Annotated in this window: 19 protein-coding genes; 9 read left to right on the top strand and 10 right to left on the bottom strand. The window is 73.1% G+C overall.

Translation table 11 applies throughout. The features are described from left to right. Positions 1–3: 3 nt before the first annotated feature. Entirely contained in the window at positions 4–1,725 is a 1,722-nt protein-coding gene (boxC, locus tag Pdca_RS06945) for a 2,3-epoxybenzoyl-CoA dihydrolase (protein ID WP_085914019.1), read from the bottom strand. 181 nt (positions 1,726–1,906) lie between these two features. Between boxC and Pdca_RS06950 the strand changes: the two genes are divergently transcribed. Continuing rightward, a complete protein-coding gene (locus Pdca_RS06950) occupies positions 1,907–2,359 on the top strand; it encodes a hypothetical protein (RefSeq protein ID WP_085914020.1) in 453 nt (150 codons plus the stop codon). A 72-nt stretch (positions 2,360–2,431) separates the two neighbouring features. Here Pdca_RS06950 and Pdca_RS06955 read toward each other — a convergent pair whose 3' ends face one another. Next, positions 2,432–2,875, bottom strand: coding sequence for a GNAT family N-acetyltransferase (locus Pdca_RS06955; protein WP_085914021.1), 444 nt, complete (start codon positions 2,873–2,875; stop codon positions 2,432–2,434). A 156-nt stretch (positions 2,876–3,031) separates the two neighbouring features. Between Pdca_RS06955 and Pdca_RS06960 the strand changes: the two genes are divergently transcribed. Continuing rightward, complete coding sequence (locus tag Pdca_RS06960) at positions 3,032–3,670, top strand: acyl-CoA-like ligand-binding transcription factor (protein ID WP_085914022.1); 639 nt, start codon at positions 3,032–3,034, stop codon at positions 3,668–3,670. A 40-nt stretch (positions 3,671–3,710) separates the two neighbouring features. Here the strand turns inward: Pdca_RS06960 and Pdca_RS06965 are convergent, their stop codons facing one another. Next, entirely contained in the window at positions 3,711–5,312 is a 1,602-nt protein-coding gene (locus Pdca_RS06965) for a benzoate-CoA ligase family protein (protein WP_085914023.1), read from the bottom strand. A gap of 209 nt (positions 5,313–5,521) precedes the next feature. On the opposite strand from Pdca_RS06965, the gene Pdca_RS06970 reads away from it, so the two are divergent. Together Pdca_RS06970 and Pdca_RS06975 are read left to right on the top strand one after the other, a co-directional pair. Further along, the gene (locus Pdca_RS06970) at positions 5,522–7,402 is read left to right on the top strand and encodes an AAA family ATPase (RefSeq protein WP_232021446.1); all 1,881 of its coding nucleotides are present in this window, start codon (positions 5,522–5,524) and stop codon (positions 7,400–7,402) included. A gap of 26 nt (positions 7,403–7,428) precedes the next feature. Beyond that, entirely contained in the window at positions 7,429–8,241 is an 813-nt protein-coding gene (locus tag Pdca_RS06975) for a PIG-L family deacetylase (RefSeq protein ID WP_085914025.1), read from the top strand. On the opposite strand, the gene Pdca_RS06980 is transcribed toward Pdca_RS06975, so the two are convergent. Further along, positions 8,227–9,354, bottom strand: coding sequence for an acyltransferase family protein (locus Pdca_RS06980; protein ID WP_174824347.1), 1,128 nt, complete (start codon positions 9,352–9,354; stop codon positions 8,227–8,229). The genes Pdca_RS06975 and Pdca_RS06980 overlap by 15 nt on opposite strands. Positions 9,355–9,644: 290 nt before the next feature. Between Pdca_RS06980 and ctaD the strand changes: the two genes are divergently transcribed. Genes ctaD through Pdca_RS06995 form a run of 3 tightly spaced genes read left to right on the top strand, consistent with a single transcriptional unit; the run spans position 9,645 to position 13,388 of the window. Further along, positions 9,645–11,399, top strand: coding sequence for an aa3-type cytochrome oxidase subunit I (gene ctaD / locus Pdca_RS06985; RefSeq protein WP_085914063.1), 1,755 nt, complete (start codon positions 9,645–9,647; stop codon positions 11,397–11,399). A 46-nt stretch (positions 11,400–11,445) separates the two neighbouring features. Beyond that, entirely contained in the window at positions 11,446–12,669 is a 1,224-nt protein-coding gene (gene serB, locus Pdca_RS06990; RefSeq protein ID WP_197719942.1) for a phosphoserine phosphatase SerB, read from the top strand. After that, on the top strand, positions 12,666–13,388 hold the full coding sequence (locus Pdca_RS06995; protein ID WP_085914028.1) for a peptidyl-tRNA hydrolase: 723 nt from the start codon (positions 12,666–12,668) through the stop codon (positions 13,386–13,388). The genes serB and Pdca_RS06995 overlap by 4 nt, the downstream gene beginning before the upstream one ends. Before the next feature lie 81 nt (positions 13,389–13,469). On the opposite strand, the gene Pdca_RS07000 is transcribed toward Pdca_RS06995, so the two are convergent. After that, positions 13,470–15,032, bottom strand: a complete 1,563-nt coding sequence (locus Pdca_RS07000; RefSeq protein ID WP_085914029.1) for an FAD-dependent oxidoreductase — start codon at positions 15,030–15,032, stop codon at positions 13,470–13,472. Positions 15,033–15,121: 89 nt separating this feature from the next. Here Pdca_RS07000 and Pdca_RS07005 point away from each other — a divergent pair, with 89 nt between their 5' ends. Next, positions 15,122–15,679, top strand: coding sequence for a TetR/AcrR family transcriptional regulator (locus tag Pdca_RS07005; RefSeq protein WP_085914030.1), 558 nt, complete (start codon positions 15,122–15,124; stop codon positions 15,677–15,679). Positions 15,680–15,691: 12 nt separating this feature from the next. Here the strand turns inward: Pdca_RS07005 and Pdca_RS07010 are convergent, their stop codons facing one another. Both Pdca_RS07010 and Pdca_RS07015 read right to left on the bottom strand, forming a co-directional pair. Continuing rightward, entirely contained in the window at positions 15,692–16,591 is a 900-nt protein-coding gene (locus tag Pdca_RS07010; RefSeq protein WP_158092215.1) for an alpha/beta fold hydrolase, read from the bottom strand. Positions 16,592–16,648: 57 nt separating this feature from the next. Continuing rightward, entirely contained in the window at positions 16,649–18,703 is a 2,055-nt protein-coding gene (locus tag Pdca_RS07015; RefSeq protein ID WP_085914032.1) for an ATP-dependent DNA helicase, read from the bottom strand. A 168-nt stretch (positions 18,704–18,871) separates the two neighbouring features. Between Pdca_RS07015 and Pdca_RS07020 the strand changes: the two genes are divergently transcribed. Beyond that, the gene (locus Pdca_RS07020; RefSeq protein ID WP_125911289.1) at positions 18,872–19,762 is read left to right on the top strand and encodes a thioesterase family protein; all 891 of its coding nucleotides are present in this window, start codon (positions 18,872–18,874) and stop codon (positions 19,760–19,762) included. A gap of 87 nt (positions 19,763–19,849) precedes the next feature. Here Pdca_RS07020 and Pdca_RS07025 read toward each other — a convergent pair whose 3' ends face one another. The 3 genes from Pdca_RS07025 to Pdca_RS07035 form a co-directional block, all read right to left on the bottom strand. Then, positions 19,850–20,542 carry a GntR family transcriptional regulator gene (locus tag Pdca_RS07025; RefSeq protein WP_085914034.1) on the bottom strand — a complete coding sequence of 231 codons (693 nt, stop codon included), beginning with the start codon at positions 20,540–20,542 and terminating at the stop codon, positions 19,850–19,852. 9 nt (positions 20,543–20,551) lie between these two features. Further along, a complete protein-coding gene (locus Pdca_RS07030; protein WP_085914035.1) occupies positions 20,552–21,925 on the bottom strand; it encodes an L-serine ammonia-lyase in 1,374 nt (457 codons plus the stop codon). Positions 21,926–22,009: 84 nt separating this feature from the next. Beyond that, the gene (locus Pdca_RS07035) at positions 22,010–23,455 is read right to left on the bottom strand and encodes an MFS transporter (protein ID WP_085914036.1); all 1,446 of its coding nucleotides are present in this window, start codon (positions 23,453–23,455) and stop codon (positions 22,010–22,012) included. Positions 23,456–23,701: the final 246 nt, after the last annotated feature.

Here is a 23,701-nt window from a genome sequence, read left to right on the forward strand (position 1 = left end):
TGCTCACACCCGCTTGCGGTCGAAGTCTGCCCTGCGGCCCGTCCCGTACTTGCGCAGTGCGCCCTCCGGCCCGGAGGCGTTCGGGCGCACGAAGATCCAGTTCTGCCAGGCGGTGAGCCGGGAGAAGATGCGGCTCTCCATCGTCTCCGGCCCGACGAACCGGTGATTGGCCTCCATCCCGGTCAGCGCGTCCGGGGACAGCGACGCCCGCTCCTCGAGCATGATCCGGACCTCGTCGTCCCAGTCGATGTCGTCCGGCGCGTCGGTGACCAGCCCCAGATCGAGGGCGTCGCGGGCGGTGAGCCGGCGGCCGATCTCCTGGCGCAGCTTGGCGACGTGGTCGTCGTCGCCGTGGAACCGCGAGCCCAGCCGGGTCACGCCGTTGCCCATCGGGAAGGCACCGAAGTTCGACGCCGTCAGCATGATCTGGGCCTCGTCGCCCTGCTCGGAATCGTCCTCGTCGAGCGTGCCGTCGAGCATGTACTGCCGGTCGCAGGCCAGCGCCAGCTCCAGCAGCGCGCCGCCGAAGCAGGATCCGGGCTCGATCAGCGCAATCAGCGACCGGGACGTGACGTCGAGCCGCTTGAGGGTGCGCTTGAAGTAGTGCCGGATCTCGTCGACCAGCCAGTCCGAACCGGAGTGCTCCTCGATGACCTTCTCGAACGCGAGTGCGTCCTCGACGTCGCCGCGGGTGCGGATCACCCAGGTGCCCAGCTCCAGCTCGTTGGAGCGCAGCCGCAGGATCAGGTCGTCGAGCTGGCGGGTCATGGCCAGCGGCCAGAACTCGGCGCCCAGCTCGCGCACCCGCTCGATCGACGACCCGACGCCGCCGTCCGGGCCGTCGACGGTGATCTCGACCAGCCCGCGGCCGCGGTCGAAGCGGGCCCGGACGTGCGAGTACTCGATCCCGTCGGCGGTCTCGGTGCGCTGCAGCGGCGGCAGCTCGACGCCGTGCTCCGCGGGCAGCCGGCCGGACGCCCGGGCGGCGGCGACGGCCCGCTCGCGGACCGTCTCGTCCCACCGGCGCTTGGGGACGACCTCGTCGACGAGCTTCCACTCGACGGCCTGGCGTCCGCCGAACCCCTCGGACCGGGTGGCGAAGACGTCGGCTCGGTCCTTGCGGACCTTGCGCTTGTCGGTGACCCGGGTGAGGCCGCCGGTGCCGGGCAGCACGCCCAGCAGCGGTACCTCGGGCAGTGCGACGGTGGAGGAGTTGTCGTCGATCAGCAGGATGTTCTCGCAGGCGAGCGCCATCTCGTAGCCGCCGCCGGCCGCGGTGCCGTTGACCGCGGCGATCCAGGTCTGGCCGGAGTGCTCGGTCGCGTCCTCGATGCCGTTGCGGGTCTCGTTGGTGAACTTGCAGAAGTTCACCTTCCACGGGTGCGGTGAGCCGGCGAGCATCCGGATGTTCGCTCCGGCGCAGAAGTTGCGGTCCCGGGCGCTGGTCAGCACGACGGCCTTGACCTGCGGATGGGTGAAGCGCAGCCGCTGGGTGATGTCGTAGAGCTCGATGTCGACGCCGAGATCGTAGGAGTTCATCTTCAGCTCGTAGCCGGGGACGATCCCGCCCGCCTCGTCGACGTCGAGCCGGACCCAGGCGACCGCCGGATCCTCGGGGTCGATCTCCAGCTGCCAGTGCCGGTAGCTCGACGGATCCCGGTCGAAGTCGACCGAGGGGGAGTCGGCCGGGTCGCTCGACTCGGTGGTGGGGCCGGCATCGGTCATGGGACGGGCGCCTCCTCGCGTCGTCGCGGTCCGCAAAGACTACAGGAGAGTGACGCCGCGACGAAAGAGTGTGGAGTGTTCGCCTGTTCGCCTGTTCACCATCGCGATCCGTGCCGGGCGATCCGGCGCGGCGACGGTGCGCGGCTGTGCGGGTGCGGCCGTGCGCAACCGACACCGACCCGTGCCCGCCCTGCTGCCGCTGCCGGCCGTGCTCGCCGGCTGCGGTGTCGCGGGGGCGCTCCCCGGCGGCACGGACCGCGACCTCCCCGGGAGCCTCTGCTCGCTCGTCCCGGAGCCGGAGCTCGCCGGGCCGGAGCTCGCCGGGCCGGAGCTCGCCGGGCTGGGGCTGACCGGTCCGGGGCGGCCCGTCGCGCCGCCCGCGATCGGCTGTATGTGGGATCCGGTCACGTCCGGGCCGGAGGTGTCGATCGGGGAGCCGGGATGGCTGCCCACGGTGCCCGTCGTCCTGGTCGGCGGGCCCCGGCGGGATGACTACGGGTTCATGGCCGAGGCGTACGGCGGGCGGGACAGGCATTCGCCGGTCGACGTCGCCGGACGCACCGGCGTGCAGTTCGACCTCGGCGGGAACAGTTGCACGGTGGCGGTCGACCTGGATCCCGGGTCCTCGCCGTGACGAGCGGTGCGGGCTGCGACGCCGCTCGCGTGATCGCCGGAGTCGCTGCGGACAACGCTGCCGGCTGAGCGGTCAGCGCGCGGCCGACGCCGCGGTGAGCGGGAGCTGCTTGCGGAGCTCGCCGACGTCGTTGCGGACGAAGCCGTGCGCCGCGAGCCATCCGGTGACCGGCTCGGGATCGGGGTGGCCGTCGGGCACCACGTTGTAGATGTAGTTCAGGCCCCGCCGCGCCGCCTCGATCTCGAGGCGGGACAGCACGAACGATCCGACTCCGCTGCGCTGCGCGTCCGGGTGCACCAGTACCAGGATCTCGGCGTCGCCCCAGGACTCGTCCAGTCGTCCGTAGGCGACGGTGGCACCGGCCGCGTCCTGCACCCGCCACCACTCGTCACCGAGCGCATCGCCGATGGCGGGCTGTCCCAGGCCGAACAGCGACGGCGACAGTCCCGCCAGCACGGCCGCCTTGCGACCGTCCCAACTCGCCGGGGTCTCCGGGATCCACTCCCACGCGTCCACTCCGGCCTCCTCGTCGTCGGCTGTTCTTCCGGTGACGTCCTGAGTGAACCCGGTGGATCGTGTTCCGCCAAGGGGGCGTCGCGAATAGCGACACCTTGAAATTCTGCCGCTACGGCAAAATTGCCGGAACGGCACTTTGTAGCTACTGTCGTCGCCATGGAGGACACGCCCGGCCCCGGGCTGCGGGAGCGCAAGAAGCGGGAGACCCGCGACGAGTTGAGCCGGGCCGCGGTCGAACTGGTCGGCGAGCGGGGCTGGGCCGCGGTCACGATCGACGACATCGCCGCCCGGGCCGGGGTGGCCCCCCGCACCTTCCGCAACTACTTCCCGACGAAGGCGGCCGCGATCTCCGGCCGGCACGTGGACCGGATGCGCCGGGTGGCCGAAGCGCTGGCCGCGCTCCCGGCCGACGTCCCGCTGCTGCCGGGCCTTCTCGACCGGGTCCTGGCGGAGTTCGCGCAGTCCGGGCCGGGCGCCCCGCCGCCCGATCCGGCGCGGATCGCGGCGGTCCGGCTGATGCTGGCCGAGCCCGCGCTGCAGGGGGAACTGGCCCGGGCCGGCGCGCTCGCCCGCGACGAGCTGGCCGCGGCGGTCGCCGCCCGCACCGGAACGGACCCGGAGCGGGAGATCTACCCGCACCTGGTGGCCGCGGCCGTCGACTCCGCGGTGGACGTCGCGATCACGCACTGCCTGGGGGCGGCCCGCCCGGTCCCGCTGGTGCCGGTGCTGCGCGACGCACTCGAACGGCTCACCGCGGGCCTCGCCGTCCCGCCCGCACCCGAGGAGCAGCCATGACCGGTGCCGGTGCCGGTGTCGTGGGCGTCGGCGGCCGGGGTCAGACCACCGGCTCCGGCTCCGCGGCCGGCCCGGCCGCCCGCTCGCGGAGCCGGAACCGCTGGATCTTCCCGGTCGGGGTCTTCGGCAGCTCGTCCACGGCGACGACCAGCCGCGGCCGCTTGAACGCCGCCAGTCCCTCCCGGCAGAACGCCACCAGCTCGTCCGCCGACGGGGCGGCCGCGGCGTCGCGGGGCACCACGAATGCGACCGGCTTGTCCAGGCCGTCGTCGTCCGGGACCCCGACGACGACCGCCTCGGCCAGCCCGGGGTGCTCCAGCAGCCGGGCCTCCACCTCGGCGGGGGAGACCCAGATGCCACCGACCTTGAGGACGTCGTCGGCCCGGCCCAGGCAGGTCCAGGAGCCGTCGTCGCCGCGCACGTACTGATCACCCGTGCGCATCCACCGGCCCTGGAAGACCTGCCGGTTCACCTCGGTGCGGCACCAGTAGCCGGTGCAGACCGAGTCGCCCGCCACGTAGAGCATGCCCTGCTCACCGGGCTCGTCGATCACGCTGCCGTCCGGGCGGCGCAGCTCGATCTCGTAGCCGGGCACCGGGAACCCGGAGCTGCCCGGAACCACCTCGCCGGGCCGATTGGAGATGAAGATGTGCAGCGCCTCGGTGGAGCCGATGCCGTCGAGCACCTCGAAGCCGTAGCGTTCCCGGACGCCGTGGAACATCCGCACCGGCAGCGCCTCGCCCGCCGAGACGCCCAGGCGCACCGTCGCGAACCGCTCCCGCGGCAGCTCGGCGGCGATCAGCGGGCCCCAGAAGCTGGGGACCGCGAAGAGCAGCGTCGCCGCGTGCTCGGCCGCCAGCTGCGAGTACCGCTCCGGATCGGGCCGCGACGGCTCCAGCACCGCGCAGGCCCCCACCGACAGCGGGAAGAACATCGAGTTGCCGATGCCGTAGGCGAAGAACAGCTTGGCGACCGACAGGCAGACGTCGCCCGGCCGGATGCCGAGCACCCGGGCGCCGTAGGTCTCGCACACCGAGCGGATGTCGGCGTGCCGGTGCATCGCGCCCTTGGGCTTGCCGGTGGTGCCCGAGGTGTAGAGCCACAGCGCCTGCGACTCCTCCCACGTCGGGTGCGGCTCCGGCATCGGATCCCCGGTGGCGAGCAGCTCGTCCCAGGTCAGCGACTCGACCGCGGACGGGAGCCGGTCCGGGCCGGTGAGCACCACCCGTTCCAGGTCGGGGGCGTCGGCGGCGGCCTCGGTGAGCGCACCGGCGAACGCGGCACCGCCGATCACCGTGGTCGCCCGCGAGTCCCGGACCAGGACGCCGAGCTCCCGGCCGGTCAGCATCGTCGACGACGGCACGGCGACCGCGCCGGACCACATGGTGGCGAGGATCGCGACGTAGAGCTGCACGTCGTCGGGCATCACCAGCAGCACCCGCTGTTCCGGCCGGACGCCTGCGGCACGCAGCGCGCCGGCCAGCGCGCGTACCCGGTCGGTGAGCTCGGCGTAGGTCAGCGATCCGCCCGGAAATCGGACGGCGGTGCGCTCGCCGTCCCCCGCCGCCACCCGGGCGGCGGTCAGGTAGGCGGCCGCGTTGAACGAAGGAACGGGCTGGTCAGCACGGACGACGTCGGCCATGGTGGGTGGCTCCTGTGCCGGTTCGGGGACCTGTGATGCTACACACATCACGTGTGGCGTCAACGCTTCGTAGACCGTTCCGTCGGGGCCTCCGAATGTGGTGAGCTGGCCCGGTGACAGTGCCGTTCACGCCGTCGACACAGCGGTCCACGCCGTCGACGCAGCCGGTGACAGAGCCGTCCGCTGCCGGAAACGGGCTCCGGAGCCCGGTGCCCGTGGTCGGGCTGGACCGCGAGCGCGAGGTGCTCACGGTCGCCCTCGCCACCGGCAGGCACGTGGTGCTGGAGGGTCCGCCGGGCACCGGCAAGTCGACCCTGCTGCACGCGATCGCCCGCGACTCCGGACGCCGGATGGTGTTCGTCGAGGGCAACGCCGAGCTGACCCCGGCCCGGCTGGTCGGCGCCTATGACCCGGCGCAGGTGCTCGCCGAGGGCTACACCCCGGCGGCGTTCGTCGACGGTCCGCTGCTCACCGCGCTGCGCGAGGACGGCCTGCTCTACCTCGAGGAGATGAACCGGGTCCCCGAGGAGACGCTGAACGTGCTGATCACGGTGCTCACCGAGGGCGAGATCAGCGTCCCACGGTTCGGCACGGTCACCGCGGGCCCCGGCTTCCGGCTGATCGCGGCGATGAACCCGTTCGACGCCGTCGGCACCGCCCGGGTGAGCCAGGCGATCGCCGACCGGATGTGCCGGGTGGTGCTCGGCTACCAGCCCGAGGACGCCGAGCGCCGGATCACCGAGGCGGTCACCGGGCGCCCGGCCCCGGCCGTCGCACTCGCCGTGGCGCTGACCCGGCGCACCCGCGGGCACGCCGACGTCCGGATGGGCTCGTCGGTCCGCGGCGCCATCGACCTCGCGCACGTCCTGACCGGGCTGGCCGAGCTGCGCGGCGAGGACCCGCCTGCCCGGGAGACCGCGCGCGACGCCCTGCACGCCGCGCTGTCCGGCCGGATCCGGATCGCCGACGGCGTCGACCGCGCCCCGGAATCGGTGCTCGACGAGATCCTCGACGACGTGTGGCCGCCGGAATCCGACGCCCCGCCCGAACAGCCCGATCCGGCTGAGGAGACGGACGGTGATCAGGGAAAAGCAGACGGCCCGGCGCCCGCTGACGGCGCGCCGGGCTCCTCGTCGGAACCCGGGCCGCAGCGGCCCGGCCGGACCGGCCGTCCGCCGCGCGGCCCGCGCACGCTGGGCCGGGACCAGCTGGCGTCGCGGCACGAGGGATTCGAGGAGGTCTCGCCGGGGCTCGGCGAGCTCGACGCCGGCGCGTTCGACGACGCGCTGGCCCGCGATCCCGAGGCGGCCGCCGCGCTGCTCGCCGATCTCGCCGTCGCCACCGACGCGGAGCTGCGCGCCAGGGCCCGGCGGATCGCCGGCCGGGTGTTCCTGCGGCTCGGCCGGGTCGGGCCGGCCCGCTCGCGCGGCACCCGACGGCTCGGGCCGCGGCGCGGTGGGCACGGTGATCTCGACCTGGACCGCACCCTCGACGGCTGGCACCCGGGCAGCGGCCCGCCGCGCCCGGAGGACCTCATCACCCGGGACTGGACCGCGCACCGCCGGGCGATCTGCCTGGTCGTCGACGTGTCCGGGTCGATGCAGGGCGAGGCGGTCGCGCTCGCCGCGGTCGCCGCGGCCGGCGTGGTGCTGGCCTGCACGAACGGCGGCGCCGGAGGCACCGCGCAGGATCCGGGGGTGCTCGCCTTCGGCTCCGGGGTGCAGACACTGGCGAGGCACGGCGTGCCACGCCCGGCGCAGGATCTGGTCGCCGAGCTCGTCGCGCTGCGCGGGCACGGCACGACCGATCTCGCCGCCGCGCTGCGCGCCGCGTCCGCACAGCTGGCCGGCGCGGTCGCCGAGGAGCGGACCGTCGTACTGCTCTCGGACTGCCTGCACACCGCGGGCGACGACCCGCTCGGCGCCCTCGCCGGGATCGACCGCCTGCACGTGCTGCTGCCCGCCCCCGGCGGCCCGGACGCCGACGCGCGCCGCGCCGCCGGTGCACTCGCCGCCCGCGGCGGTGGCCTCTGTGTGCCGGTGGCCCGGCTCGGCGACGTCGGCGCCGCGCTGACCCGCGTCCTGACCTGATCGGGGGCTGCGTAGGCTCGCGCCACGTGGGGACACTGGTCAGCTTCCATGCCCATCCCGATGACGAGTCGATCGGCACCGCGGGCACTCTCGCCAAGGCAGCCGCGCTCGGGCACCGGGTGGTGCTCGTGTTCGCGACCCGAGGCGAGCTCGGCGAGCCCGTCCCGGGGGTGCTCGCCGACGGTGAGCAGCTCTCGGTGCGGCGTTCCGCGGAGTGCCACGAGTCCGCGAAGGTGCTCGGCGTCGCCCGCGTCGAGTTCCTCGGCTACGTCGACTCCGGGATGATGGGCGAGCCGTCCAACGACGCGCCGTACTGCTTCTGGCAGGCCCCGGTGGAGCACGCGGCCAAGCGGCTCGCGCTGATCCTCGAGGAGGAGGAGGCCGACGTCCTCACCACCTACGACGACAACGGCGGCTACGGGCACCCGGACCACATCCAGGTGCACCGGGTGGGTGCCCGCGCCGGCGAGCTGGCCGGGGTGCCGGTCGTCGCGCAGAACACCACGAACCGGGACTGGCTGATGCGCGGCATGCGGGGACTGCGCAAGGAGCGCGGCGCCGACTTCGAGCTGCCCGACATCACCGACGATCCGTCGTTCGGCAAGCCGGAGTCCGAGATCACGCACCGGGTCGAGGCCGTCGAGTACGCCGAGACGAAGCGGGCGTCGATGCGGGCGCACGCCAGTCAGATGGGCCCCGAGCACTTCATGCTGACGATGCCCGATCCGGTCTTCGCGATGGGGCTGGGCACCGAGTTCTTCATCGTGGCGAGCCCGCCGAACCCGGCGTCAACGCCGGAGATCTGGACCGAGGTGTTCGAGCCGCTACACAGCGGGTGAGCTGCGCGAACCCCGCGCGGTGAGCCGGTCCCAGGCGCTCATCAGGGCGCCGTGGGCCGGCCGCTCGACGAGCCGGGTGAGCAACCAGCCCAGCGCCAGCGCGCTGCCCAGCATCGCCGCCGACTGCAGCATCGGCCCGACGCCGACGTCCTGCAGCCGCCGCATCAGCACGTAGCCGATCGTCTGGTGCACCAGGTAGACGCCGTAGGAGATGCCGGCCAGCCTGCGCAGCGCGACCGCGAGCGGGGCCGGCGTCCACGAGCCCGGGTTCGGCAGCCGGGACGCCAGCGCGACCACCGCGATGCCCGTGCACACCCCGGCGACGGCGACGACGTCGATCTCCAGCGTGCCGTCCGGCCCGGGCGCGAAACTGTGCAGGAACTGGGCCGCACCGCACAGCGTGAGCAGTGCCAGTGCGTGCGCCGGGCCCATCCGGCGGGTCGACCAGAGCCAGATCGCGATCCCGGCGACGAACAGGTGCAGCCGGTGGAAACCGAGACCGTCGACGACGACCCCGTACCACCACGGCGGATCGGAGAGCCCACCCGGAGCGGCCCGCAGCGGCCACAACAGCAGCGGCACCAGCAGCAGCGTCCACAGCAGCACCCGCAGCCGCGGGCCGGTGCCCCAGCGGGTGGTGCTCAGCACGGCCGCAGCGGTGAAGGCCATCAGCTGCAGCGGCAACGTCCAGTAGGCCGGGTCGAGCCACGGGTAGCGGACGTCGTCCCAGTTCCCGAGCATCAGCCAGTTGGTGAGGATCTGGTGGGCCGGCGGGTCGCCCCAGTCCGCGGGGCCCAGCAGGTGCAGCGTCAGCCACGCCACCGGCACCACCACCAGGAACGCGGGCAGCAGCCGGGCCACCCGGGCCCACCAGTACCGGCCTGCGGAGTGCCTGCCCAGGGTGGCGCAGGCGAAGTAGGCCGAGACGACCAGCAGCAGGCTGGCGCCGACCTGGTGATCGAAGGAGAACCTGCGTTCGATCAGCTCGGGATGCAGCTCGGGCCCCAGGTGGGTGGCGTGATAGGTCACCACGAGCAGGACGAACCCGATCCGCAACGCGTCCCATGCGGGCTCGCGGCGGGTGCCGGTGCGTCCGGCGTTCGGCGTCGTCACGACCACCCCGCCACGGTAGGAACCCGGCTGCCCCGGAGTACGGGCACCCCCGTGCACGGCAGGCACCCGATGGTGGGACGGGGTGAAACCGGACCCGCCGGTGCGCCCGGGGGGTGGTCGTTCTACCCTCCGTAGAGCACAATCGGCGCGCGACGTGCGGCCTGCCCGGAACTCCGCTGTGGAACTCCGCTGTGGATCTCCGGGCCGGTCGGGTGTCGTTCGCCGGTCGGGAAGTAGAGTCCTCCCGTCCGCGAGGACGTGCTCAGGTCAGGCAAGTGCAGGAGGACCAGGTGACAGCCGTCGAGCCGAAGCCGATCTCGACACGCCAGTATCCGGCGCGGCGAGAGGGCAAGGGGTCCACGTTCCTCAGGATGCTGAGGACGACGGATCCCAAGGACATCGCGATCCTCTACATGGTCACGTCGTTCGGCTTCTTCGCCGTCGGCGGCGTGATGGCTCTGCTGATCCGCGCCGAGCTCGCGCGACCGGAGCTGCAGTTCCTCTCGACCGAGCAGTACAACCAGCTGTTCACCATGCACGGCACGATCATGCTGCTGCTGTTCGCGACGCCGATCGTGTTCGGCTTCGCGAACTACATCGTGCCGCTGCAGATCGGCGCGCCCGACGTGGCGTTCCCGCGGCTGAACTCGTTCTCCTACTGGCTGTTCCTGTTCGGCGGTCTGATCGTCCTCTCCGGGTTCCTGACCCCGGGTGGCGCCGCCGACTTCGGCTGGTTCGCCTACACCCCGCTGTCCGACGCGGTCCGCTCGCCCGGGCCCGGCGGGGACCTGTGGATCATGGGCCTGGTGGTCTCCGGCCTGGGCACGATCCTGGGTGGCGTCAACTTCATCACCACGATCGTCTGCATGCGCGCCCCCGGCATGACGATGTTCCGGATGCCGATCTTCACCTGGAACATCTTCATCACCGCGATCCTCATCCTGATCGCGTTCCCGATCCTGACCGCGGCGCTGCTGGGCCTGGCCGCCGACCGGCACCTCGGGGCGAACGTGTTCAACCCGGAGAACGGCGGCGTGGTGCTCTGGCAGCACCTGTTCTGGTTCTTCGGCCACCCCGAGGTCTACATCGTGGCGCTGCCCTTCTTCGGCATCGTCTCGGAGATCTTCCCGGTGTTCGCCCGCAAGCCGATCTTCGGCTACAAGGGCCTGATCTTCGCGACGATCGCGATCGCGGCGCTGTCGATCGCGGTGTGGGCGCACCACATGTACGCGACCGGCGCGGTGATGCTGGCCTTCTTCTCCTTCACGACCTTCCTGATCGCCATCCCGACCGGCGTGAAGTTCGTGAACTGGATCGGCACCCTGTGGAAGGGCAAGATCACCTACGAGACACCGATGCTGTTCTCGGTCGGCTTCCTGGTGACGTTCCTGTTCGGTGGCCTGACCGGCATCCTGCTCGCGATGCCGCCGGTGGACTTCCACGTCTCGGACAGCTACTTCGTGGTCGCGCACTTCCACTACGTGCTCTACGGCACGATCGTCTTCGCGACGTTCGGCGGCATCTACTTCTGGTTCCCGAAGATGACCGGCCGGTTCCTCGACGAGACGCTCGGCAAGATCCACTTCTGGCTGACGTTCCTCGGGTTCCACCTCACGTTCCTGGTGCAGCACTGGCTGGGCAACGAGGGCTTCCCCCGCCGGTACGCCGACTACCTGCCGTCCGACGGCTTCACCACGCTGAACACGATCTCCTCGATCGGCGCGTTCATCCTGGGTGCCTCGACGCTGCCGTTCATCTACAACGTGTTCAAGAGCTACCGTTTCGGCCGGATCTGCGACGTCGACGACCCGTGGGGCTTCGGCAACTCGCTGGAGTGGGCGACCTCGTCGCCGCCGCCGCGGCACAACTTCACCGAGCTGCCGCGCATCCGGTCCGAGCGTCCCGCGTTCGATCTGCACTACCCGCACCTGGTCGAGAAGGCGCGCGCCGAGGCGCACGTCGGCGGCCGGGCACATCCGACCGAGGTCCTGGCGCAGGAGGTCGGCAAGGAGTCCATGCCGGACGACGACCCCAAGTCCAGCTGAGGTGGGGGCGGTTCCCCCAGCGCCTCGCGGTCCGGCCCGGCCCACCGTGCTCGTCACGGTGACCGGACCGGACCGGCCCGGTGTCAGCTCCGTCCTGTTCGCCGCGCTCACCGCGGCCGGGGTCGAGCTGCTCGACCTGGAGCAGGTCGTGGTGAACGGCAGGCTCACCCTCGGCGCGCTCGTCGTGCCCGAGGGCGACGCGGAGGACCTTCAGGAGTCGGTCGGCGAGGCGATGGACTCCATCGCCATGTCGGTGCACATCGAGATCCAGCGTGACGGCGACGTCGCGACCCGTCCGCCGTCGACGCACGTGGTGACGGTGCTCGGGCGGCCGATCACGGCGCGCGCGTTCGGTGCGATCGCCGCCGAGCTGGCCGCGGTCGGTGCCAACATCGACGCGATCCGCCGGGTCGCCGACTACCCGGTGACCGGCCTGGAGCTGCTGGTCTCCCCGGTGCCCGACGGCGATCCCGACGCCTATCCGCCCGGCACGCTGCGCAAGCGGCTGGTGGGCGTGGCCCGGCAGGCGGGCGTCGACGTCGCGGTGTCCCGGGCCGGACTGGCCCGGCGTAGCAAGCGGCTGATCGTGTTCGACGTCGACTCCACCCTGATCCAGGGTGAGGTCATCGAGATGCTGGCCGCCCGGGCCGGGGCCGACGTCGAGGCCCAGGTGCGGCGCGTCACCGAGGAGGCGATGGCCGGCCAGCTCGACTTCACCGAGTCGCTGACCCGCCGGGTCGCGGTGCTGGAGGGACTGCCCGCCTCGGTCGTCGACGAGGTCGCCGCCGAGATCGAGCTGACCCCGGGTGCGCGCACGACGATCCGCACCCTGAAGCGGCTCGGCTACCGCTGCGGCGTGGTGTCCGGTGGGTTCACCCAGGTCATCGGCGGTCTCGCGGACGAGCTGAAGCTCGACTTCGTCGCCGCGAACGAGCTGGAGATCGCGGACGGCCGGCTCACCGGCCGGGTCAGCGGCGAGATCGTGGACCGGCCGGGGAAGGCCGTGGCGCTACGCCGGTTCGCCGACGCGCACGAGATCCCGCTGGAGCAGACGATCGCGGTCGGCGACGGCGCGAACGACATCGACATGCTCTCCACCGCGGGCCTGGGGATCGCGTTCAACGCCAAGCAGGCGTTGCGCGACATCGCCGACACCTCGGTGTCGGTGCCCTACCTGGACGTGGTGCTGTTCGTGCTGGGCATCACCCGCAACGAGGTGGAGGCCGCGGACGCCGCCGAGGGCGTGCTCCGGCGGGTCCCGATCGCGTGAGCGGGGTGCTCGGCCTGCTGGCCGACCGCTACGGGACCGGCGCGCGGCGCCGGGAGATCCCGCCGGAGACCGACGGGATCGTGCGCGCGATGCCGGTGGTGCTGCGGATCGAGCGTGATCCGCTCCCCGGCCGGACGCCGCTGCTGGAAGCGGCCGCCACGGCCGCGCTGGCGGTGTGCCTGGATCCGCGGGCGCAGCCCGGCGGCGAGTGGTACGACGCCGTCGAGACCTGGGTGGACGGCCGGATCCGCAAGATCGCCCGCCGGGCCCGTGGCGCGCACTGGGACGCGGTGCAGGAGCTGCCCGGGATCACCGTCGGGATCGGCGGGGCGCAGGCCAGGGCGTTGTTGCCGGGGCCGGTCGACGAGGTGCCGAAGGTGGTGTCCCGGCTGCAGATCGGTGGCACCGAGCTGGAGCCCGACGAGCCCGGCCCGGCACCGGACGGCGCCCCGCTGGTGCTGCTGAACCCGCACGTGGAGATGACCGTCGGGAAGGCGGCGGCCCAGGTCGGGCACGCCACCATGATCCTCGGCGCGGTCCGCGGCTGGCCGGTGGCGGAGCCGGCCGACGTGCCCCGCTGCGCGGTGCGCACCCCCGCTCCCGCGGAGTGGGACCACCTGCTCGCGCAGCTCGGGGCCGGCGCTTCGGACCTGGTCGCGGTCCGCGACGCAGGCTTCACCGAGGTCGATCCGGGCACCGTCACCTGCCTGGCCCGCTGAGGGGTACACCAGAGCTCCCGGGGCCCGGTCGTACAGCTCTGGTGTACCCCTCACCGGCCTGGGCCGGGGGTGGTGCGGGGCTCAGGCGGGGTGGGTGAGCAGAGCGGCGCTGGGATCGGAGCCGGCCCAGGCGATGTAGCCGTCCGGACGGACCAGGTACGGCTCGACGTCCGGCACGGTGAGGGTGCGGACCCTGGGGATCCGTGGGGCCTCTGCGATCGCTGGGAGCTCCGGGGCCGCGGCGGGGGCTGCGGCTCGGGTCCTGTCCGGTGCCGGCGCGACCAGTACCGGGTGGCCGCCGCGCAGTGCCTCGTAGAGCCGCGTCCCGTCCGCACCGGTGACGTCGGCGGCGCGGGTGCCGACCAGCCGGTGCGCGCCGCGCGGGCGCCGGTAGCCGATGCCGATCCCGGTCAGCGTCTCGCGGACCCGCCGCCCCAGCACCGGTAGCCCCAGTACGGTCGCCACGACCCGGTTGCGGAGCGCCCTGGCGATCCGGGGTCGCAGCATCGCGGCCCGGATCAAGCCGCCGCTGGTCCGCAGCACCATCCGGCCGACCGGGTGCCGTTCGGCGTGGTAGCTGTCGAGCAGCACCTCCGGCGCGGTCCCGGCCAGCACCGTCGCCAGCTTCCAGCCGAGGTTCGCGGCGTCCTGCAGGCCGGTGTTCATACCCTGGCCGCCGGCGGGGGAGTGCACGTGCGCGGCGTCCCCGGCCAGGAACACCCGGCCGACCCGGTACCGGTCGACCTGGCGCTCGTCGCTGTGGAACCGCGACGTCCAACGCGGGTCGCGCATGCCCCAGTCGGTGCCGAACACCGCGCGGGAGATCCCGGCGATCTCGTCGAGGGTGACCGGCTCGGCGTCCGGGTGCTCGACGCGGCGGTCGCGGGCGATCACCCGGTACCAGCCGTCGCCGTAGGGCACCACGAAGCAGAACCCGTCGGCGTTGCCGTCGGCGGTCAGCGCGTCGGGCGGCGGGGAGTCCATGAGCACGTCGGCGAGCACCAGCGAACGGGCCACGGCGTGGCCCGGGAAGCCGAGCCCGAGCGCCTCGCGCACCGTGCTGTGGTGGCCGTCGGTGCCGACCAGGTAGCGGGCTCGCACGGTGCCGCGCTGCGTGGCGTCGGTGGCGCCCGCGCGCAGGGTGCCGGTGGCGCCACTCTGCACGGTGCCGGTGGCGCCGGTCTGCACGGTGCCGGTGGTGCCGGACTCGGACCACGAGACGGTGACGCCGTCGTCGTCCTGGGTGATGCCGTCGACCCGGGTCCCGTGGTGCAGCCGGGCACCCGCGGCCAGCGCCCGCTCCCGGAGCAGCAGCTCCACCTGGTACTGCGGCACGACCAGCAGGAACGGGAACCGGCTGTCCAGACCGGTCAGGTCGACCGTTGTCCGCCCGAAGAGCCGGAACTCGTCCAGCCGGGTGCCGAGTGCGACCAGCCGATCGGCGAGGCCGCGGGCGTCGAGCTGTTCGAGGGTGCGGGCGTGCACGGCGAACGCCCTGGTGAGCCCGGATGCCTCGGTACGGCGTTCGAGCACGGTGACCCGGACGCCGGCTTCGGCGAGGTCGCCGGCGAGCAGCAGTCCGGTCGGTCCCGCACCGACGACGACCACGTCGGCGTCCGGTCCGGGGGTGTCGTGGCCGTTCATCGCGGGATCCTCTCTGCCAACGAATGTTTGCCAACGACTGTAGGCGTTGTCGAGGTATTTGCCAACGGTCGTTGGCATACGATGGCGGCATGGCCTTCACCGACCGCTCCCGGCCGGCCCGCGACGCGATCCTCGCCGCGGCCCGGCGGCGCTTCGCCGACGACGGTTACGACCGTGCCACCGTCCGCGCGATCGCCGGTGACGCCGGCGTCGATCCGTCGATGGTGATCCGCTACTTCGGCAGCAAGCGTGAGCTGTTCACCGCGGCCGCCGAGTTCGATCTGCGCCTGCCCGACCTGACCGCGGTACCGCGCGACGACGTCGGCCGGACCCTGGCCGCGCATCTGCTGCAGCGCTGGGGGAGCGACGACGCGCTGGCGATCATGCTGCGCGGTGCGGTCACCGACTACGTGGCGGCCGAGCGCACCCGCGCGATCTTCGCCGGTCAGCTGCTCCCGGTGATCGCGGCGCTGACCGGTGACCCGGCCGGTGCGGCCGAGCGGGCCGGGCTGGTCGCCACCCAGGCGCTGGGCGCGGTGCTGTGCCGCTACGTCCTGCGGCTGCCGCCGGTCGTCGCGCTGCCCGACGACGAGCTGGTCGCCTGGCTCGGGCCGACCCTGCAGCGCTACCTGCTCGGCGAGCGCTGAGCGGGGCCGGGCTCAGCCCGGGCCGGGCGCGGTCCGGTCGATCGCGTCGGTGAAGTCCAGCACCCGCTCGTTCACGACGTCCGGGAACTCGCCGTTGAGCGCGTGCCCCGCGCCGTCGACGATCGCCACCCGGAGGTCGGGCAGCAGCTCGCGGGCCCGGCGAGCGGACCGCCGGGCGTCGTGCGTGCGGCTGCGCCCGCCGAGCAGCGCGAGCACCGGGACCCGCAGGCCGCGCAGCTGCTCGTCGGACGGCAGCGCGGGTGGCGGCGTCACGTTGCGGAAGCCGCCCGCGGCGGCCACGGTGAGCCGGCCGATCGGGCCGTCGAACAGCTCGTCGCCGGTGCCGACGATCCAGCGCAGCGCACGCCGCCGCAGCGGCTCCGGGAGCCCGGGAATCGTGAGCAGCCCGGCGACGACCAGCCCCGGCCGGATCCGGCCGAGCACCTGGGTCGGCTCGATCAGCGACAGCGACGCGGCGCGTTCCGGTGCACGCAACGCGACCTGCGTCGCGAGCCAGGCGCCGACCGACTGTCCGACCAGGTGCGCCGGGCCGGTATCGAGCGTGCCGAGCAGCTCCCCGAGCCAGGACGCCTGGTCGTCGGCGGTGCGGATCGGGCGGTCCTGGCGGGACGGGCCCGCATCGCCGAGTGGTTCCACGGCGTACACGGTGCGCCGCAGCGTCCAGGCAGCCAGGTTCGGCAGCCACAGCGCGGTGGTGCCGCCACGGCCGGGCAGCAGCACCAGCGGCGGCCCGGTGGCGGTGCCGAACCGGTACACCCGCACCGTGCCGAACGCGGTGGGCACGTCGTCGGTACCCGCCGGCGGTGGGAGCAGCGCCATCGCGGTGTCGTAGAGCGCGTGGAACCGTGACTCGGCCTCCGCGTCGGTGAATCGGCCCAGCTGGGTGCTCATGGGGGCAGCGTGCACCGCCGCACGCCCGGTGTGCATGTGCCGGAGGTCATGACCGCCTCAGGCGCCGCGCAGCCTGCGCAGCGCGCCCTGCACCTTCTCCCCGTCGGTCGTCTCCCAGAACGGTGGCAGCGACGCCCGCAGGAACCCGCCGTAGCGGGCGGTGGCGATCCGCGGATCGAGGATCGCGACCACGCCCCGGTCGTCGGTGGAACGCAGCAGCCGCCCCGCGCCCTGGGCGAGCAGCAGCGCCGCGTGCGTCGCCGAGACGGACAGGAAGCCGTTGCCGCCGCGCGAGTCGGTGGCCTTCTGCCGGGCCGCGACCAGCGGATCGTCCGGGCGTGGGAACGGGATCCGGTCGATGATCACCAGCGACAGCGACGGGCCCGGCACGTCCACCCCCTGCCACAGCGACAGGGTGCCGAACAGCGAGGTCTCCTCGTCTTCGGCGAACCGCTTGACCAGCAGCATCGTCGAGTCGTCGCCCTGGCAGAGCAGCGGGGTGTCGAGCTTGGGGCGCAACGCCTCGGTCGCCTGCTTGGCCGCCCGGGTCGAGGAGAACAGGCCCAGGGTGCGGCCGCCCGCGGCGCGGACCAGCGCCTCGATCTCGTCGAGGGTCTGCGGTGCGAGACCGTCGCGACCGGGGGAGGGAAGCCGCCGGGCGAGGTAGAGGATCCCGGAGCTGCCGTGCGCGAACGGGGAACCGACGTCGAGACCGGTCCAGCGCGGGGCCTCCGGATCCTGGACCGGGCCGTGCCCCTCCTCGGTGGTCGGCGGGGTGTCGCCGCGCTCCTTCGGCTGCGACGCCGGGAGGCCCCACTGCCGGGCGAGCGCGTCGAACGAACCGCCCAGCGCGAGGGTCGCCGAGGTCAGCACGGTGGTGCGGGCGTTGAACAGGCGCTCGCGCAGCAGCCCGCCGACCGACAGCGGCGCAACCCGCAGCACCTTGTACCGGCTGCCGTCGGGCCCCTGCTCGCCCAGCCAGACCACGTCGCGGCGCTTGGCCGGATCGGTCTCCTTGAAGGTGTCGACCAGCCGCACCGCGGTGTCGGAGACCTCGTCGAGCAGCGCCAGCGCGAGCTTGCGGGCGGCGGCACCCTCGGGATCGGCGTCGTCGCCGCGGCGGTTCCCGCCGAGCGACTGCCGGCAGCCGGCCGCGGCCGAGAGGATCGCGTTGAGCGCGCCCGCGGCGGCCGTCGGCAGCGACTCCCAGCGGGCCGGCGGCTGGTCCTCCAGTACCGCGCCGAGGCCCTCGCCCGCCTCGGCGAGCCGGTCGGCCTGCTCCTGGTCGACGAGCTTGCCGCAGCGCCGCGCGGCCGCGGCGACCGTGCCGGCCGTCAGCTCGGCGGTGGCCGCGCCGGTGACCCGGTCGACCAGCTCGTGCGCCTCGTCGACGATCACCACGTCGTGCTCGGGCAGCACCTGCGCCTCGCCCATCGCGTCGATCGCGAGCAGTGCGTGGTTGGTGACGACGATGTCGGCCCGCCCCGCCTCGGCGCGCGCCTTCTCGGCGAAGCAGTCCTCGCCGACCGGACAGCGGCTGGCGCCCAGGCACTCGCGGGCGGTGACCGAGACCTGCCGCCACGCCGGGTCCGGCACACCGGGGACCAGCTCGTCGCGGTCACCGGTCTGCGTGTCGGAGGCCCAGTCGTGCAGCCGCTTGACGTTGCGGCCCAGCGCGGAGATCGCGAACGCGTCGAACAGCTGGGCCTCGGGGTCCTCGTCCTCTCCCATGTCGCCGTGCAGCTTGTTCAGGCACAGGTAGTTGCGGCGGCCCTTGAGGATCGCGAACGTCGGCTCCCGGCCCAGCACCTTCTTCAGGCTCTTCGCGACCCGTGGCAGGTCCCGGTCGACCAGCTGGCGCTGCAGCGCGATCGTCGCGGTGGACACGACGACCGTGGTGTCCCGTGCCATCGCGTGCCGGATCGCCGGGACCAGGTAGGCCAGCGACTTCCCGGTGCCGGTGCCGGCCTGCACGGCCAGGTGCTCGCCGGAGGACAGCGCGCGGCGCACCGCGTCGGCCATCCGGTCCTGCCCCTCGCGGCGGGAACCGCCGACCGAGGACACGGCCGCTTCCAGCAGCTCGTGCACACCGGGCAGATCGCGGGTCGCCACGGGAACGGACACGGGAGCGGGCACGGTCCGAGGCTACCGAGGCCCACCGACACCTCGGGCCCCGACGGGACCCGACACCCGGTACGCGCCGTGACAGCACGGTGCACCACGTGTGATATCGGACGGCCGGTGGTCGGTGAGCGGCGACACAGCGTCACGATGGTGGGTGTGACCGCTTCCTTGTCCTCACAGAGCAATGTCGAGCCCGCAGCGTTCCCGGTGCTGATCGAGCACGAGGCCCGCTACGCCGATCTCGACCCGAGCCGCCGGATCGGCCGGGACGCACTGGTGCGCTGGTTCGAGGACGCCCGGGTCGCCGTCGAGCGCGAGACCTTCGGCGCCGATCTCGTCGCACGCCTGCAGTCGCGGGTGCGGCTGCTGCTCGCCGCGGTCCGGGTGGAGGTGCTGGCCCCGCTGACCGTCGCCGGCTCGTACCGGATCGGGATCGGTGTCAGCCAGGTCGGGACCACCTCGTTCACCTACCGCTACGCGGTGTTCGCCGGCGACGATCTGGTCGCGACCGGCGAGTCCACCTCGGTGCACACCGACGGCGAGCGGCCCGCCCCGCTGACCGACGAGGTCCGCGCCTCGCTGGAGCCGCTGCGGATCGGCGTCCCCGCCTCCGGCCGCCCCGAGCGCGGCGAGGCCCGGCTGGTGCGGGAGAACTACCCGTTCCGCTGGGACGCCCGGGTCCGGTTCACCGATCTCGACACCAACCGGCACGTCAACAACGTCGCGCTGGCCGCCTGGTACCTCGACGGCCTGGCCGAGCTGCACGCCGACGTCCTCGGCTACCCGGTGGGCGGGCCGCTGGACGGGCTGTCCCCGTCGACACTGTCCGTGCAGTACCTCGACGAGGTCCACTACCCGGGCATCTACCAGCTGCGGGTCGGCGTCGAGGACATCGGCGAGGACACCGTGCGCTACGTCTGCGGGCTGTTCGACGAGCGCCGCTGCATCGGGTTCGCCGAGGCGGAGGGCTTCCACCACGCCCCCGGCGAGGGCGGCGACCCGGTCCGGCTGGCCGAGGCGCTCGCCCCGTTCCGGTTCAAGGCCTGACCGACCGACCATGATCCGTGTTTCGGGAGCGCCGGGTGCCGGTACCCGCACCGGCGCTCCCGAGACGGGGATCGTGCTCGACCGGGATCAGAGCACCTCGCGCACGGCGTTCTCGAAGCCGAGCACGTGCTCCAGGGAGATCCGCTCGGCGCGCACCGGATCGCCGTCGGCGATGGCGTGCAGCAGCGCGCTGTGCTCGTCGATGTGCCGGGCCACGTGGTTCATCCGGTCGATGAACATGCAGTGGATCCGGGTCGCGAGGTTCGCGTGCAGCGTGAGGGACGCCTCCAGGTACGGATTGCCCGCGGCACGGTAGACCGACCGGTGCACGCCGACGTCCCACCGCATCAGCTCGCGACGGTCCATCCGCGCGGTGTCCAGCCGCCGGATCCGTTCGGCGAGGGCGGCCAGCTCCGCCTTCCGTGTGCCCGGTGCGACGGTCGCCGCCCGCCGCGCCGCCAGCGGCTCCAGCGCGGTGCGGACCTCGCACACGTGCCGCAGGTCCGAGATGTCCACGGCGGTCGCGAAGGTCCCGCGCCGGGGGTAGGAGACGACCAGGCGCTCGGCCCGCAGCCGGGTGAGCGCCTCGCGGACCGGGGTGCGGCCCAGGCCGATCCGGGCCGAGACCTCGTCGTCGTCGATCGGCGAGAGCGGCGGGATGTCCAGCATGATCAGCCGGTCCCGCAGGGCGAGGTAGGCCCGGTCGGCGAGTGAGACCGGGATGTCGAAGTCCGGGGTCGGGGTGTCGGAGCCCGGTGGGGCGTTGCGCACGGCGGTCATCCGGACGACTCAGCACTCCACGACGTTGAGCGCGAGACCGCCGCGGGAGGTCTCCTTGTACTTGTCCTTCATGTCGGCCCCGGTCTGGCGCATCGTGGTGATCGCCTTGTCCAGGGACACGTGGTGCATGCCGTCGCCGTGCCGCGCCATCCGGGCCGCGGTGATCGCCTTGACCGAGGCCACCGCGTTGCGCTCGATGCACGGGATCTGGACCAGGCCGCCGACCGGGTCGCAGGTGAGGCCGAGATTGTGCTCGATGCCGATCTCGGCGGCGTTCTCCACCTGCTCCGGGCTGGCACCGATGACCTCGGCGAGCCCGGCCGCCGCCATCGCGCAGGCCGAACCGACCTCACCCTGGCAGCCGACCTCGGCGCCGGAGATCGAGGCGTTCTCCTTGAACAGCACACCGACCGCGGCGGCGGTGAGCAGGAAGCGGACGACGGCGTCGTCGTCGAACCCGGGCAGGAACCGCGCGGCGTAGTGCAACACGGCGGGCACGATCCCGGCGGCGCCGTTGGTCGGCGCGGTGACGACCCGGCCGCCGGCCGCGTTCTCCTCGTTCACCGCCAGCGCGTAGAGCGTCACCCACTCCATGGCGTGCAGCGCGTCGGGCTCGCCGGTCGCCGCCTCCAGATGCCGGCGCAGCGCGGCGGCGCGCCGCCGCACCCGCAGGCCGCCGGGCAGGGTGCCACCGGTGGTGCTGCCCCGCTCCACGCACTCGCGCATGACCGACCAGATGTGCAGGAGCCCGGCCCGGACCTCGCTCTCGGTGCGCCACGACAGCTCGTTGGCCAGCATCAGCTGCGAGATCGACAGCCCGTGTGCGCGGGTCAGCGCCAGCAGCCCGTCGCCGGTGGTGAACGGGTAGGCGACCGGGGTGGTGTCCGGGACCAGCGCGGGCCCACCGACCGCGTCGGAGTCGAGGACGAACCCACCGCCGACCGAGTAGTACTCGCGACGTTCGAGGACCGCGCCGTGCGCGTCGTAGGCGTGCAGCACCATGCCGTTGGAGTGGAAGTCCAGCCGCCGCCTGCGGTGCAGCACGACGTCGTCGTCGATCGTGAAGGCGATCTCGTGGGAGCCGCCGAGCCGGATCCGGCCCTCGCTCCGTACCGCCTCGACCAGCGGGCCTGCCTGCACCGGGTCGACGAGCTGCGGTTCGTGCCCCGCGAGGCCGAGCACCACGGCGGCGACGCTGCCGTGCCCGTGCCCGGTCGCGCCCAGCGAGCCGAACAGCTCCACCCGTACCGACGCGGTCCGGGGCAGCAGCGCGGAGTCGTCCAGCCGGGTGACGAACAGGTGGGCGGCCCGCATCGGCCCGACGGTGTGCGAGCTCGACGGCCCGATGCCGACCGTGAACATGTCGAAGACGGAGAGGGTCACGAGGGCTCCCGACGCCGGTTGCCACTGAACATGCACAGAATCGTAGATTGATATATCAATTGTGCCAAGAGGGAGTTCCGCGGGTCAGTGCGAGCCGTGGTCCCGGGGCTGCTCCATCGGGATCCCGTCCGGTGACAGCGGCGGCGGCGGAAGGTCCGCGCTGGAGGTCAGCGGCGCCGCGCCGGGCAGCGGCCGGCCCGCCGTCTCCTTCAGGAACAGCGTGCTGATCACGCCGACGACGCCCGCGCCGACCAGGTAGTAGCCGGGCCAGTCCAGGTTCCCGGTGGCGGTCACCGCGGTCTCGATCACGGTGGGCGCGGTGCCGGCGAAGAACGAGACGAACAGGTTGAACACCACGCCCAGGCCGCCGTAGCGGACCATGGTCGGGAACTGCGCGGGCAGCGTGGCGGGGGCGACGGCGGCGAAGCAGACCAGGACCGCCCCCAGCAGGAGCAGGCCGACGGCCTGGCCGAGGGGTCCCCCGCGCATCAGCCACACGGCGGGCAGGCCGAGCACGATCAGGGCTAGCGCGCCCGTCATGAGGATCGGCTTGCGGCCGACCCGGTCGCTCAGCCGTCCGACCGGGATGATCACGCAGAGCGCGAACAGCATCACCACGACCTGCAGCGCTCCGGCCAGTGCGCCGCTCGCGCCGTCCTCGCCGTGCCGGGGCAGGGTGCTGGTCAGGTAGGTCGGCATGTAGTTGGTGAGCACGTAGTTGGTGACGTTCCAGGCGACGACCAGGCCGCCGGCCACCAGCGCCGGGCCCCGGTAGCGGGTGGCCAGGATCTGCATCGCCCGCCGGTAGGGCATCGCGGCCAGTGCGGGGGAGCGCTCCATCAGCTGGCGGAAGGCGGGCGTGTCCTCCAGGCGCATCCGCAGGTAGATGCCGGCGATGCCGAGCGGGAGCGCGAGCATGAAGGGGATCCGCCAGCCCCAGGCGAGCAGGTCGTCCTCGGGCAGTACGGCGACCACCGTGCCGCACACGCCGGCCCCCAGCGCGTAGCCGGTGATCGTGCCGAACTCCAGCCAGCTCCCGAAGAAGCCGCGCCGGCGATCCGGCGCGTACTCGGCGACCAGGGTGAGCGCGCCGGTGTACTCGCCTCCGGCCGAGAAGCCCTGCAGCATCCGGATGAGCAGCACCAGCAGTGGTGCGGCGATGCCGATCGTGTCGTAGCTCGGCACCAGGCCCAGTGCGACGGTGGCCACCGTCATCAGCAGCACGGTGAAGGAGAGGACCCTGGTCCGGCCGATCCGGTCGCCGAGCGGCCCGAACACGAACCCGCCCAGCGGGCGCACCAGGAACGCCGCCGCGAAGGTGCCCAGGGTCAGCACCCCGGACCACTCGCCGGCGTCCGGGAACAGCACCCGGTTCAGGACGATCGCGGCCAGGTAGGAGAAGAGCCCGAAGTCGTACCACTCGGCCACGTTGCCGACCGACGCCGCGGTGGCGGCCCGGCGCACCGTGCGCTCCTCCTCGACGGCGGGGGTGAGGCCGGTCCGCGGGCGTCTCCGCGGGCTGTTGCTCATGGGTTCCTCCGGCGCGGATCGTCCGTCGCCGCGCAGTGTCGCAAGCCCGCGATGGTGTCAGACATAGCCCGTCTGGTCCATCAGTGATATATCTTTCATTCGATTGACCAGCTGTCCGGGCGGTCCGGCGGCGACGGGCGTCCGGTGGGCCGATTCCGCGACTCCGGTGCGGGACGTTGTGGTCCGCACGGGTACTGCTGCGGGTCGTGGGTGACCCGCCGTGTGCGTGTTGCGCCGGGATTCGGG

The sequence above is a fragment of the Pseudonocardia autotrophica genome, assembly GCF_003945385.1.
Taxonomy (GTDB): Bacteria; Actinomycetota; Actinomycetes; order Mycobacteriales; family Pseudonocardiaceae; genus Pseudonocardia; species Pseudonocardia autotrophica.